The following is a 12,814-nucleotide window of genomic DNA, read 5'->3' on the forward strand; positions in this document are numbered from 1 at the left end:
AGCGGGCAGCAACGGGCGCAGCAGGTCCCACTCGGCGTCCGTGAGTTCGAATCGGGCAGTCATGGCGTGCGGGTAACAATCCGGATGGTATGGATCATCCCACCAAGATCCAGGAGACATGCCCTAGTGCGGGTCGAAGTGCTGGACCGCGAACGCGATCGCGGCCTCGATGTCCGCATCGCTGGTTCCCCAGGCGCGCTGCACCACGGCGCCCCAGGCGTGGCAGGCCTGCGTGGCGAACCGGCGAACGTCGGGGGCGTCCTGCCACGTCTCGACGTCGCCCTCGACGCCGCGCACGTGGAGCTCGAGCCCGAGCAGCGCCAGGTCCCAGCCGCACCCGATCCCGATCGTCCCGCCGGGACCGTAGGAGCGCACCAGCTCGTCGACGACCTCGGCGGGCGAGGCGTGCTCGAGCTCGAGCACGGTCCGCTCCTCCCCGTCGCTGCGCAGGCGCACCTCGACCTCGGTGACCATCCCCTCCCCCATGGCCCACGTCACCTTGAGCAGCCGCGGCGGCTCACACTTGAGGATCTCGCCGCCGGCGTTGCCCTTGAGCTGGTATCGCCCGCCCAGCCGGAGGTCCCCCTCGATCGGCGCCAGCCACCGCGCGATCCGCTCGCCGTCGGTGCAGGCGCTCCAGACGTCCTCGATGTGGGCGTCGTAGGTGCGCCGCAGCAGCAGCGACCGGCCGTCCCCGCCACCGACTGGCGCGTTGCCGACCTCGCGATGGGCGGCGTTGAGTTCCCGGACAATGTCGATCACGTCATCCTCCCGCGGAATCCTGTTGGCGTTGGTCCCGTGCACGCCGCCCGCGGGCGAGCTCGGTCGCCAGGGCGTCCAGCCGCTGCTCCCAGAACCCGCGGAACCGCTCCAGCCACGCGTCGACCTCCTGCAGCGGCGAGGCGTCGACGGCGTAGAGCCGCCGCGTCCCGTCGGCGCGGACGGTGGTGAACCCGGCCTCGCGCAGCACCCGCAGGTGCTGCGAGACCGCCGGCTGGGAGATCCCGAACTCCCCGCGGACGACCTCACTGATGGCCCCCGCGGTCAGCTCCCCATCGGCGAGCAGCTCGAGGATCCGCCGTCGAACGGGGTCCCCGAGCACGTCAAAGGCGTGCACCCCAGGAGAATGTCACCGTCGGCTTATATAAGTCAAGGCTGAAATAAGCCGGGGTGTCAGCCGATGTACGCCAGGGCGAAGCCGATGGTGGGGATGCCGAACAGGATCGACACGACGGCCATCCTCGTGATGGTCGGGCGGCGGGTGAGCACCGCGTACGACGCGAGCAGGACCGGGACCATGATGAGCTGCGGGACGAGCGTCGAGCGCGGGACCAGGTAGTCCGCGGCGGCGCAGGCGACGGAGACGGCCAGGGCGGCGGCCCACAACCCGACGCCCAGGCGGTGTGCGAACCGTGGGCCGAAGCGGACCGCGAACGTCGTGTAGCCCGCGAGGGCGTCGGCCGCCAGGTCCGTGACCGTCGTCGGGACGTACAACGCGGCGGCGAAGAGCACGCCGATCAGCGCGAACACCCACGGGAAGTCCCACGGCGGGCTCGTGATCGCCCAGCCCGCGGCCGGGGACACCACGCCGACGACCAGGGCGTTGACGGCGACGTCCCAGCCGGGGCGGGTCTTCAGGCGCAGCGGCGGGACGCTGTAGGCCCAGCCGAGCGCCAGCACGCCGGCCACGCCGAGGACGAACAGCGGCCCCACGTAGACCGCGAACGCCACGGCGGACAGGGAGATCAGGCGGTACCAGAGGCGGAGGCGCTTTGCCGAGACCGCACCCGTGACGAGCGGTGCGGTGGCCTTGCGCGGGTTGTCGCGGTCGCTCGGCAGGTCGTACAGGTCGTTCTGGGCCAGCACGGCGCCCCAGATCAGGGGGCCGAGGATCAGCAGCGCCACCACGGCGCGCGGTGCGTCCTCGGCGGCCGGGAGCCAGGCGTGGCCGGCCAGGACGGTGCCCATGTAGGCCGGGACCCACGACACCGGCCAGAACCACGGGCGGGACACGGCGATCAGCAATGCGGTGGGACGTTCGAGCACCCCCGTCATACTTTGCATCATCGTCCGCCGTCGCTGTGCACGCACTGAGAGCCGCCACACACGGGACGGCGTCGACTCACAAACTCTCGACGGCGGCGATGCTAAAGCGCTGGACCGCGGCCGATCGCAGCGGCGGCAGGTCGGGCATCGGCCCGCCGGAGGCGCGGAAGCGGGCCAGGTCCTCGTCGGACTCCCAGCGCTCGTAGACGTTGATCCGGCCCGGCTCGATCGGGTCGGCGGCCTGGACGAAGTCGAGGCAGCCGGCGGCGGATCGGGCCAGGCCGGCGACGTCGGCGACCGCGGCCAGGTATCTGTCGCGGTCGGCCGGGTCGACGTCGAGCCGGCCGGCGATGATGATCACCGGCCTATTCTGCCAGGTCAGGCACCGCCGGAGAAGGGCAGGCCGGCCCGCTGCGGCGCGGTGCCCGCCCCGGCCTCGCGGACCGCGTTCGGGTTGCCGGGCACGGGCGCCAGCGGCGCGCAGGCCTGGACGGTGGCGCGCAGGTCCGCGCAGCCGCCGCCCACCGGCGGGGTGCTGATCTCGGCCAGGCAGGACGTGAGCGTACCGGTGAGGCCGCACTTGCCCGAGGCGCCCGCGGCGGCCCAGTCCTGGCCGGTGCGGCCCGTCCCGGCGCGCTGGTGAGCTCAAATCGGGCAGCCACAGCCTCCCGGACCAACAACAGGACGCTACGGCTCATTCCGGTTCATTGATCCACGAGACACGGCCTAGCGTGCGGTCGAGCGCTTGGCGAGGGCGGAAACGCCACCGTATCCGGCGGCGAGCAGGAGCAGCCCGGCACCGCCGGCCCAGAGCGGGACGGCGCCGAGCCGCCCGGCCTGGTATCCGGTCCGGATGTCCCGGTCGGTCACCGCGGCGTCGTCCAGCGCGTACCCGGTGACCTTGACGACGTCGGGAACACCGGCGGCCGCGGGGTGGTCCTCACCCTTGATCTCCATCGAGCCGGTCTGCTGACGGCCGTCGATGATCCAGGTGACACCCCGGCACCCCATGGTGTCGGTGTTTCCGTGCCGGCCTTTGTTGATCCATTCGCATTTCCTGGTATCGACGGTCGCCTCCACGTGCGTCCCGTACCAGCGCAGGTAGTCGCCGCGGTCGAGGTGACGGATGACGAACCCGGCGATGCTCGTCGGCACCAGCATCGCGCCGAGCGCGGCAAGGCCGGCGAGCGCGATTCGTAGTGGCGCCGCTCCTCGGAGTTTCCCCTGCGAGGCAAGGATTCCGACGGTGAGGGCGCCGGCGCCCAGGGGCAGCAGGACGAGCGAGATCACGCTGACCTGGAACCCGCAGCAGAGGAACAGCAGCCCGATCCCGGCGGCCGCCGAGCCGAACGTGAGCCACCTGCTCAATGGTGTGCGCTTGCTGCCCGCCGGGACCGTCTGGCTGGAGTTGGTCATCGATCCCCCTGGATCACGCGGAACGCTCCTCGGCTCATGCGGCGACCACCGTACCGGGGTGTGCGCCGCGCCGCTGTCCCGCAACGTCAGGTCGCGCGCAATCCGGGTCGATCGAAAGTCATGAAGGTGAGGCCGCCAGGCTGAGCGCGACTATCCGCGGGCATGGCGTGGCCCGGGAGTCACGGTCCGGACCACGGCGGGCGTCGCGGTAGCTCGGGGGAAACTACAAACGGGCGGCGCGCTCGATGAGGTAGCGCTTCTCGGGCAGGCTCGCGGTGCGCGCGGCGGCGGCCCGGTAGTGCTCGGCGGCCCCCGCGGCGTCGCCGGACATCTCGAGCAGGTGCGCGCGCACCGCGTGCAGGCGGTGGTGGTCGCCGAGGCGCTCGGCGACCGGCTCGAGCAGGCGCAGGCCCTCCTCCGGGCCGTGCGCCATCGCCGCGGCCACGGCCCGGTTGAGCGCGACGACCGGGCTGCCGGTCATGCGCTCGAGCAGGCCGTAGAGGGCGAGGATCTGCGGCCAGTCGGTGTCCTCGACGCGGGCGGCGCGGTCGTGCAGGGCCGCGATCGCCGCCTGCAGCTGGTACTCGCCCATGGCACCGCTTCGCACCGCCGCGTCCAGCAACGCGGTGCCGTCGGCGATGAGGGTCCTGTCCCAGCGGGTGCGGTCCTGCTCGTCGAGCGGCACCAGCCGGCCGTCGGGCCCGGCGCGGGCCGGACGGCGGGCGTCGGTGAGCAGCATGAGTGCCAGCAGGCCCGCGGTCTCCGGGTCGGTGGGGGTCAGGCCGTTGAGCATCCGGGCGATGCGGATGGCCTCGCCGGAAAGGTCGGCGCGGTGGACGTCCGCGCCTCCGCTGGCCGCGTAGCCCTCGTTGAACATGAGGTACAACACGTGCAGCACCGACCGCAGACGGGCCGGTCGCTCTTCGGGGCCGGGCATGCGGAACGGCGCCGACGAGTCCTTGATCGTCTGCTTGGCCCTGGTGATGCGCCGCGTCATGGTTGCCTCGGGGACCAGGAACGCGCGCGCGATCTCGGCGGTGCTCAGGCCGCCGACGGCGCGCAGGGTCAGTGCGATCGCCGAGGCTGGGCTGAGCGACGGGTGGCAGCACAGGAACAGCAGCGTGAGCGTGTCGTCGCGGTCCATGGGCAGGCTGCCGCCGAAGAGTACGCCCTTGTGCAGCGGCTCGTCCTGCGCCGCGGCCAGGGTCTCGCGCCGGCGGCGGGCCTGGTCGCTGCGGGCCTGGTCGACGAGCTTGCGGGAGGCGGTGACGACGAGCCAGCCGCGCGGGTTGTCGGGCACGCCGCCGGCCGGCCAGTGCACAGCGGCGGCCAGCAGCGCCTCCTGGACCGCGTCCTCGGCGGCGGTGAAGTCGCCGTAGCGGCGCACGAGCGCCCCGAGGACCTGCGGCGCCAGCTCGCGCAGCAGGTCCTCGACCGGACGAGCAGCCGTCATCGGCCGGGCACGGGGCGCTCGGAGCCCGCGTCGGTCACGACGCTACGCAGACGCACGGCGGCCGGGGAGCGGGCGTCACTGGCCGGGCACGAGCAGCTCGAAGTCGGCGTCGGTCATGATGCGACGCACGCTGACCGGCTGCTCCTGCGGCACGCCGCCGGGGCCGGGCACCCGCGACAGTGCCACGGCGATCTCCACGGCCCGGTCCTCGCTGTCCACGTCGACGATCTGGAACCCGGCCAGCATCTCCTTGAACTCGGCGAACGGGCCGTCCGTCACGACCGGCGCGCCCGCGCCGGCGGTCACCACCTTGGCCACGTCGGGGCTGGTCAGGGCGATGCCGTCGACGTGCTCGCCGCGGTCGATCAGGTCCTGGATGAGCGCGCCGTAGTAGTCCATGTGCGCCTTGACGTCCTCGGGCTTCCACTCCTCCATCGGCGACTCGATCACGCCGGGGTTGTAGTCGATCGACAGCAGGTACTTCGTCATGGCTCGGCTCCTCGGTCTCGCTACGCCCAGCTTGGCGCACGCAACCCGTGGACGGTGCCCGGGGTGGGGTCCGGACATCCGCGCCGAACAAAAATTTGGGTCAGGACGTGACCAGGTCGAACTTCTCCCACTGGCCGATGGCGGTGCGGTTGGCGATGAGCGGTGCGGCGCCGGCGTTCTCCGCGCAGACGTAGCGGTTGTTGACGGTCGCGAGGAGGCTGACGGTGCCGTCGGCGTTGTTGACGATCCGGAACGTCTCCCACGGGCCGGCGGCGGTGCGGTTGGCGATGAGCGCGGCGGCGCCGGCGTTCTCCGCGCACACGTAGCGGTTGTTGATCCGGGCGCGCAGGGCGATGTTGCCGCCGCCGAGGTCGACGCGGTCGAACAGCTCCCACGCGCCGGCGGAGGCGCCGGAGGCCTGCAGCGAGGAGGCGCCTGCGTCGCGGGCCGAGACGAACAGGTTGTTGGCCCGCGAGCGCAGCGAGACCGCGCCGGTCGGCGGCGGCGGCGAGGTCGTGCCGCCCATCGGCTGGGTCGGGCGGGTCGCGGTCAGCGCGGTCTGCTTCTTGAACATCTTGCCGCCGTCGGCGGTGATGCGCAGGTAGTAGTCGGACGAGCACGCGACGCCGTCGGCGTCCAGCGCCGGGCGGCCGAAGTTCGTCGGCTGCTGGGAGGCGTTCTCGGCGGTCTTGGCGATCTGGTTGCCCTCGTTGAACTCGTCGAACATCGACACGTACAAGCCCTGCGCGCCCAGCCGGGTCATGTTGTAGATGTGGTGCCAGTAGAAGTCGCCGTGCGCGCGGGCGCCGGCCGACAGGTCGCCGGGCATCACGCACGGCTGGTAGTCGATGCCCCGGGCGTTGCAGTCGGCCTGGTCACCGACGTTGACGTTGTTGTAGTAGGAGTCGAGGCCGGCGATGTCCCCGGTCCGCCCGACCATCCACGGCGAGATCATGTTGAAGGCGTGGTACACGTCCAGGAACCCGGCCCGCGAGTCGTTCACGCCGGTGCGCCACCAGGTGGGCACCCCGCCGATGACGTAGCAGCCCTGCGCCTTGAACCAGTTGATCACGTCCAGGCACGGCGCCGGGGCGAACGGGCGGCCCGGGTCGTTGAAGCCGAAGCCCCAGATGCATACGACGGGCTTGCCGTTCTGGCGGGCGTAGGCGGGTGAGGACGTGTACGCCGACATCTTGGTGGTCCAGTCGGTCTTGAGCTCCGACTGCATGTTCGTCCAGCTGGTGACGTCGTACATGATGTAGAACTTGCGCCCGTAGGTCTCCGCGGCGGAGCGGACCTTCGCGGCCATGGCGTCGCGGGTCGGGCCCTCGCCGCCGAACGGGTTGAACCGCTGCAGCGCGGCGGTGTCGCAGCCGTAGTCGCGCATCCACTTGAAGTGGGTGTCGACGGTCTGCTGGTCGTAGGAGGAGAACAGCTGCGCGGGCTGGCCGTTGCCGAGGTTGGCGTAGGCGGTCGTGTACTTCTTCGTGAACTCCCGCACGTCCGGCCACGACACGATCGTCGTGTTGGACGGCGACGGGGCCTGGCCACCGTTCTGGCTCCAGTGCCACCACTGGTTGATCGGCGCACCGTCGCCCGGGCAGGCGAACCAGCCCTGATACCCGACAGTGATCTTGCCGACCACGTCACCGGGGGCACTGGCCGCCTCGGCCGTGCCCACGGTGAGGTAGCCGACCGCACCCAGGCCCGTGGCGGCGAGCCCGGATGCAAGCACCTGACGTCTGGTGAGACTCATGAGGTTCCTTTCGGCGGATCCCTTGTTGCGGCGGGACAGGAGCGCGCCGATCGCACCTGCAAGTCGTCTGCCTCACGAATTTCGCCGACGTCGATGCGTCTTGTCAACATTTTTCATCCGATGATTCGGTACCGAACAAAGAAATAATGACCCGTTAAGGCGCCGATACGGGGGCCAGAGATCGGATCTGCTCGTCCCCGGCGGTGATCACGGGCGGCCGGGAGGGCCACCAGTTCGCGCGGCCGAGCAGCGTCATCGTCGCCGGCACGAGCAGCATCCGCACCACGGTGGCGTCCAGCACGATCGCGACGACCAGGCCCAGGCCGATCTCCTTGATGGGTGCGAACCCGCCGACCAGGAACCCGGCGAACACGACCACGAGCAGCAGCGCCGCCGAGGTGACGATCCGGCCCGTCTGCTGCAGGCCGACCGCGACCGCGGCCCGGGCGTCGCCGGTCTGCAGGTACCGCTCCCGGATGCGGGCCAGCAGGAACACCTCGTAGTCCACGGACAGCCCGAACGCGATCGCGGCGACGAGCACCGGGACGGTCAGGTCGACGGCGCCGAGGGCCCGGCTGCCGAACCAGCCGGCGAGGTGGCCGTCCTGGAACACCCACACCACCGCGCCGAACGCCGCGGCGATGCTCAGCAGGCTGGTGAGCACCGCCTTGACCGGCAGCAGCACCGAGCGGGTGAACGCGGCCAGCAGCACGAACGTCGCCACGAGCACGACCAGCGCCGCCCACGGCCCGTACCGCTGCAGCATCGCCCGGTAGTCGACCAGCCGCGCCGCGTCGCCGGCCACGAGCACCTCGAACGGCGCCGGCACGTCCCGGACCGCCTGCAGGGTGTCCCGCCCGGCCGCGGTCCACGGCTCGTGCACCGGCGTGGCGCGCACGACGCTGACGGCGTCCGAGACCGGCACGACCTCGACGGCCGACACGCCCGGCACCGCGCGCACCCGCTCGGCGAAGGCCGCGGTCCGCGGATCGGCGGCGCCCGAGCGCACGACGGCGGCGATCACGTCCGGGCCGACCAGCTGCGGGAAGTGCGCGGCGAGGGCGTCGTACTGGCGGCGGGTCTCCGTCGAACCTGGCAGGGCGCGGGCGTCGCTGTTGGCCAGCCGCAGGTGTACCGACGGAATCGCCAGGACCAGGACGGCGGCCGCAGTGACGACGGTGGTGAGCAGCGGGCGGCGCTGCACCGCCCACGCCAGGCGGGCAAAGACGCCGGCGTTCACGGCGCGGGCCGGAGCCGGCTTGATCCGCCGGCCGGCCAGGCGCAGCACCGCCGGCAGCAGGGTGAGCACGGCGAGCATGTCGACGACCACCACACCGGCGCCGGCCAGGCCCATCGAGCGCAGGAACGCGTCGGGGAACACGGTCAGGCCGAGCAGGCTCGCGGCGACGGTCAGGCCGGTGACGGCGATCGTGCGCGCGGCCCGCGCCACCGCCCGGCGCAGCGCCTCGTCGCGCTCGCCGGTCTCCGCGAGCTCGGTGCGGTACCGGCTGATGAGCAGCAGCCCGTAGTCAACCGCCAGGCCCATGCTCAGCATGGTGGCGACCTGGATGGCGTAGACGCTGATGTCGGTGGCGAAGCTGCCGAGGTACAGGATGCCGAACGTCGCCCCGGTGCCGGCGACCGCCACGATCAGCGGCATCACGCCCGCCACGAGGCCGCCGAACACCACCACGAGCAGCACGAGCACCACCGGCAGCGTGACCATCTCGGCGCGCTGCACGTCGGACTGGGCCTGCATGCCGAACTCCAGGTCGGTGAGCGGCCCGCCGGCCACGCTCACCCCGGCGCCTGCCGCGCGGATGTGCCGGGCGACGGCGCCGGCCTGCTCGTCGCTCGCACCGGGCGCGAGGGTGATGTCGACGAGGACGGCGGCGCCGTCGTCGCTGCGCAGCGGCTCGCCGATCTCGGCGACGCCGGGCATGGTGCGGGCCTGGGCGAGGGCCGGGCCGAGGACCGTCGCGCCGACGCCCACCACGGTGAGGTGGCCGCCCTGCGGGCCGGCGGCGGCGTCGCGCAGCGCGAGCGCGCGCTCGTTCTCGCTGCCGGGCACCGTGGCCACCTGCGCGGTCAGTTTCGCGAACACCCCGCCGCCGAAGCCGAACCCGAGCCCGACGACGGCGACCCAGAAGACGATGACGAGCACCGGCCTGCGCAGCGCCACATGTGTGAGAAGTCGCAACATGCATCGATGCTCTCGGCGCGGCACCCGCGCGCACATCGCCGACAGGAGCGGGGAAACCCCGAGGACCCCTACCTCCTGAGAGTGAGGCGGCCCACCCCCGCCGCCAGGCACAGTGGCGGCGTGCTCCTGGTGCCGATACTCGTCGACGCCGGCCTGCTCGCCCTGTACCTCGCCGCCCCGCTGGACAACCCGCTGTCCACCGGCGGCCTGCTCGTGCTGATGGCGGCGGTGCTGCTGGTGCTCGTGCTGGTGATGTGGGAGCTACGGGCGCTGATGGGGGCCGAGCACCCGCGGCTGCGGGCCCTGGGCATCCTGATCAGCTCGTTCCCCATGCTGATCCTGCCGTTCGCCGGCGCCTACGTGTGGCTGGCCAACCGCAGCCCGGAGCACTTCCACCAGTCGCTGACGCACGTCGCCGGGCTGTACTTCGCGATGACGGTCTTCACCACCGTCGGCTTCGGCGACATCGCTCCCAGGACGGAGCCCGCCCAGCTGATGGTGCTCACGCAGATGCTGGCCGACGTGCTGTACGTCGGCCTGTTCGCCCGCCTCCTCGTGGCCGCCGCCCGGCGGGCCGGGCCTCACACCGCCGACTGAGCGCGGGCACCCGGGCGCAGGCGGCGCGGGTCGACCTCGCGGTCCGGGAAGCGGCGCAGGTACTCCGCCTCCAGCTCCGCCGTGCGCTCGTCGTGGGTGGCCAGGGCGCGCGACGACGCGTGGCGCAGCGCGTCGTCGCGGGTGGCGTGCAGGTGGCGCAGCTCGCGGCTCAGGTCCGCACTCGACAGCGAGGTGGCCGGCACCCCCATCGCCTCGTCGGCCGGCACCACGCGGCGTTCGCGCAGCTGTGCAAGGGCCTCGCCGGCCTCCTCCTGCGCGTACTCGCCCTCGGGCAGCGACTCCAGGACCGTCACCACCTCGGCCGGCAGGTTCATCGCGACCGCCCGGCGGTAGATCTCGCTGCGGCTGACCCGGCCCTGGCCGGCGTACACGTCGTCCAGCAGCCCCTCGATGTCGCGCATAAGTGTCCGGGTACCCCGTGGCGGCCCCGCGACACGCGCGATTTCATGGTATAGATCGCCGTATGTTGAGCCGGGCCGAGCGGGCGCTGCGGGCCGCGTTCCGCTCCGGTGCGCCCCTCGACCTGGCCGGCGCCCCGGTGCGTGCCGCGGTGATCGCCGAGCTGCTGCTCGCCGGACCGCCGCCGCGGCCCGGCCGCATCGCCCGCGTCGACCTCGCCGGGGCCCGCGTCACCGGCCGGCTCGACCTCACCGGCGCCCGCCTGGACGCCCCGCTGCGGCTGCGCCGGTGCGTCTTCGCGGAGCCGCTGGTGCTCGACCACGCCGAGCTCGGCTCGGTGAACCTGGACGGCAGCGAGCTGCCGGCCCTGGATGCCGAGTCGCTGCACGCACGGCGGTTCTTCGGCCTGCGCGGCGCCCGGGTGGCCGGCGAGGCGTGGTTCCACCATGCCCGTGCCGGCGGCGGCTTCGACGTCACCGGCACGGCGTTCGGGGCCGCGGTCAACCTGCAGCGGGCCGTGGTCGAGGGCGACGCGAAGCTCGGGCACGGCGCCTCGTACGCCGCCGGGGTGCGCCTCGACGGCGCCCGCATCAGCGGCGACCTCAACATCGCGCAGGCCACCGTCCGCGCATCGGGCGACGGCCCGGCGATCGGGGCGAACGGCGTCACGGTCGGCGGCGGGCTGTGGTTGCACGAGCTCGACGCCGAGGGCACCGTCATGCTCATCGGCGTGCGGGCCGAGGCCGCGATCACGCTGTCGCGCAGCCGGCTGCGGCACCCGGACGGGTACGCGCTGCTGCTCATCGAGGCGCAGACCGCGATGCTGACCCTGCGCCTGGACCCCTCGTCGGCGGGCATCGTCTCGCTGCGCGACGCGCACGTCGGCCGCTTCGTCGACGACCCCGCCGGGTGGCCGGAGGGCGGCACGGTGGAGCTGGCCGGGCTGGCGTACGACCGGATCAGCCGCCGCTCGGGCGACACCACCGCCTGGACGGCCCGCGAGCGCCTGGCGTGGATGGCCCGCTACGGCACGGGGTTCGCGCCCGGCGCCTACGACCAGCTGGCCGCCGCGCTGCGGCGCGACGGCCGGGAACAGGAGGCCCGCGAGGTGCTGCGGGTGCGCGAGCGGCTGCGCCACCGCGCGATGGGGCGCCTCGGCGCGGTGTGGGGCGCGGTGCAGGACGCGACGATCGGCTTCGGGTATCGGCCGGCGCGGGCGTTGCTGTGGCTGGTCGGCGTGCTCGGCGCGGGCAGCGGGTGGTTCGCGTGGAGCGGGCCGCTGCGCGCGGTGAAGGTGGGCGAGGCGCCGACGTGGGACCCGATCCTGTACACGCTGGACCTACTCGTGCCGCTGGTGGACCTCGGGCACGAGCGCGCCTGGGATCCGGTGGGCGCGGACAAGGCGGTCGCCGTCCTCGTCATGGCGGCGGGCTGGATCCTGGCGACCACCGTCGTCGCCGGCGCGGGCCGGGCCCTGGGCCGCTAGGGTCCGCCAGGCCAGGACGGCGGTGAGCGCGAAGCCCAGCGCGTTGGCGGCGCCGTGCGTGGCCACCATCCAGGAAGCGGACAGGTGCGGCAGGCCGGTCGCGCGGCCGGCGGCCCAGTCGAGGGCGAGCAGCATCGTCGCGACGAGCACCAGCGCCGAGGTGACCAGCAGCGCCCGGGTCATGCGGCCGGCCGCCGCGGGCGCGGCCTCGCGCAGGGTCAGCCAGCCGGTGATCCACATGCCGGCTGTGAGCACCGCGGCACCCGCCAGCTGCACCCAGTCCCCCGCGAAGAAGCCGGCCAGGACCAGCGCGGTGCCGGCCGGGACCGCGAGGGCGGCCAGCTGTCCGGCGCGGCGGGCCGGGTCCAGGCGGCAGACCAGGCCGGCGACCAGCGCGGCGGTGAACCCGGCGTAGTGGAAGTGGGCGACGGTCAGGCCGAGCACGTCGAGGGGGAAGCCGAAGAGCCGGTAGCCGGCCCGCTCGGCGACCAGCGCGCTCGCCGCGATCGACGGTGAGGCGAGCGCGGTGCAGACCGCGAGGCCGGCCGGGGTGATCCGGCGCGGCGGCCACAGGCGGGCCGGGATGCCGGCGGCCAGCCACCCGGCCGCGAGCAGGTAGGCCGCCGCCAGCGCGACCGCCGGGCCGCCGCGGGGTAGCCACAGCGACAACGCTCCGGCCGTGGCCGCCGCGAGCCAGGCCAGGCGGCGCCGGGCCGTCCAGGCACCATCCACAAGATCCAGTCCCAGTGGTACCACGAGCAGCATCCCAACGCCGATCAGCGCGTTGAGCAGCACGTGCGCCCAGTCCGCGAGCCGCATGCTCCACCCCTCCTTGAACGTGTTCAAGTCGAGCGTAAGCTAGCAACTTGAACGCGTTCAAGTGGCAGATTAATTTTGAGTGACTCCAGAAGATTTTCTTGACTTACTCCAGAAAAGGGGGACAGACTC

Annotated in this window: 13 protein-coding genes; 1 reads left to right on the forward strand and 12 read right to left on the reverse strand. The window is 72.9% G+C overall.

Annotated features, from left to right (window positions below; all coding sequences use genetic code 11):
- Positions 1–123 precede the first annotated feature (123 nt).
- From ABD901_RS38715 to ABD901_RS38760, 10 genes are all read right to left on the reverse strand, one after another.
- Positions 124–762, reverse strand: a complete 639-nt coding sequence (locus ABD901_RS38715; RefSeq protein WP_345135054.1) for an SRPBCC family protein — start codon at positions 760–762, stop codon at positions 124–126.
- Between the two features lies 1 nt (position 763).
- Positions 764–1,117 (reverse strand): ArsR/SmtB family transcription factor, encoded by a 354-nt coding sequence (locus tag ABD901_RS38720; RefSeq protein ID WP_345135055.1) that lies wholly within the window; start codon positions 1,115–1,117, stop codon positions 764–766.
- A gap of 56 nt (positions 1,118–1,173) precedes the next feature.
- Positions 1,174–2,055, reverse strand: a complete 882-nt coding sequence (locus tag ABD901_RS38725) for a UbiA prenyltransferase family protein (RefSeq protein ID WP_345135056.1) — start codon at positions 2,053–2,055, stop codon at positions 1,174–1,176.
- A 67-nt stretch (positions 2,056–2,122) separates the two neighbouring features.
- Positions 2,123–2,407, reverse strand: a complete 285-nt coding sequence (locus tag ABD901_RS38730) for a putative quinol monooxygenase (RefSeq protein ID WP_345135057.1) — start codon at positions 2,405–2,407, stop codon at positions 2,123–2,125.
- Between the two features lie 17 nt (positions 2,408–2,424).
- On the reverse strand, positions 2,425–2,571 hold the full coding sequence (locus ABD901_RS38735) for a hypothetical protein (protein WP_345135059.1): 147 nt from the start codon (positions 2,569–2,571) through the stop codon (positions 2,425–2,427).
- A 201-nt stretch (positions 2,572–2,772) separates the two neighbouring features.
- Positions 2,773–3,462: a hypothetical protein gene (locus ABD901_RS38740; RefSeq protein WP_345135061.1), complete on the reverse strand. Its 690-nt coding sequence runs from the start codon at positions 3,460–3,462 to the stop codon at positions 2,773–2,775.
- 223 nt (positions 3,463–3,685) lie between these two features.
- A complete protein-coding gene (locus ABD901_RS38745; RefSeq protein WP_345135063.1) occupies positions 3,686–4,915 on the reverse strand; it encodes an RNA polymerase sigma factor in 1,230 nt (409 codons plus the stop codon).
- Between the two features lie 75 nt (positions 4,916–4,990).
- Positions 4,991–5,404: a YciI family protein gene (locus ABD901_RS38750; RefSeq protein ID WP_345135065.1), complete on the reverse strand. Its 414-nt coding sequence runs from the start codon at positions 5,402–5,404 to the stop codon at positions 4,991–4,993.
- A gap of 100 nt (positions 5,405–5,504) precedes the next feature.
- Complete coding sequence (locus ABD901_RS38755) at positions 5,505–7,160, reverse strand: glycoside hydrolase family 71/99-like protein (RefSeq protein WP_345135067.1); 1,656 nt, start codon at positions 7,158–7,160, stop codon at positions 5,505–5,507.
- A 154-nt stretch (positions 7,161–7,314) separates the two neighbouring features.
- The gene (locus ABD901_RS38760; RefSeq protein ID WP_345135069.1) at positions 7,315–9,363 is read right to left on the reverse strand and encodes an MMPL family transporter; all 2,049 of its coding nucleotides are present in this window, start codon (positions 9,361–9,363) and stop codon (positions 7,315–7,317) included.
- 120 nt (positions 9,364–9,483) lie between these two features.
- Here ABD901_RS38760 and ABD901_RS38765 point away from each other — a divergent pair, with 120 nt between their 5' ends.
- Positions 9,484–9,960 (forward strand): potassium channel family protein, encoded by a 477-nt coding sequence (locus ABD901_RS38765; protein ID WP_345135071.1) that lies wholly within the window; start codon positions 9,484–9,486, stop codon positions 9,958–9,960.
- Here ABD901_RS38765 and ABD901_RS38770 read toward each other — a convergent pair.
- Together ABD901_RS38770 and ABD901_RS38775 are read right to left on the reverse strand one after the other, a co-directional pair.
- Positions 9,945–10,382, reverse strand: coding sequence for a DUF6158 family protein (locus ABD901_RS38770; protein ID WP_345135073.1), 438 nt, complete (start codon positions 10,380–10,382; stop codon positions 9,945–9,947). The two genes, ABD901_RS38765 and ABD901_RS38770, sit on opposite strands and share 16 nt — an antisense overlap.
- A gap of 1,337 nt (positions 10,383–11,719) precedes the next feature.
- A complete protein-coding gene (locus ABD901_RS38775; RefSeq protein ID WP_345135075.1) occupies positions 11,720–12,712 on the reverse strand; it encodes a YndJ family protein in 993 nt (330 codons plus the stop codon).
- Positions 12,713–12,814 lie beyond the last annotated feature (102 nt).

Origin of the sequence: Dactylosporangium darangshiense, from assembly GCF_039537565.1 — a bacterium.
Classification (GTDB): domain Bacteria; phylum Actinomycetota; class Actinomycetes; order Mycobacteriales; family Micromonosporaceae; genus Dactylosporangium; species Dactylosporangium darangshiense.

Excerpts from the sequence above, each read along its gene's own strand:
- ABD901_RS38725 (WP_345135056.1), bottom strand. The coding sequence starts at position 2,055 with ATGACGGGGGTGCTCGAACGTCCCACCGCATTGCTGATCGCCGTGTCC.
- ABD901_RS38745 (WP_345135063.1), bottom strand. The coding sequence starts at position 4,915 with ATGACGGCTGCTCGTCCGGTCGAGGACCTGCTGCGCGAGCTGGCGCCG.
- ABD901_RS38760 (WP_345135069.1), bottom strand. The coding sequence starts at position 9,363 with ATGTTGCGACTTCTCACACATGTGGCGCTGCGCAGGCCGGTGCTCGTC.
- ABD901_RS38755 (WP_345135067.1), bottom strand. The coding sequence starts at position 7,160 with ATGAGTCTCACCAGACGTCAGGTGCTTGCATCCGGGCTCGCCGCCACG.
- ABD901_RS38740 (WP_345135061.1), bottom strand. The coding sequence starts at position 3,462 with ATGACCAACTCCAGCCAGACGGTCCCGGCGGGCAGCAAGCGCACACCA.
- ABD901_RS38770 (WP_345135073.1), bottom strand. The coding sequence starts at position 10,382 with ATGCGCGACATCGAGGGGCTGCTGGACGACGTGTACGCCGGCCAGGGC.
- ABD901_RS38750 (WP_345135065.1), bottom strand. The coding sequence starts at position 5,404 with ATGACGAAGTACCTGCTGTCGATCGACTACAACCCCGGCGTGATCGAG.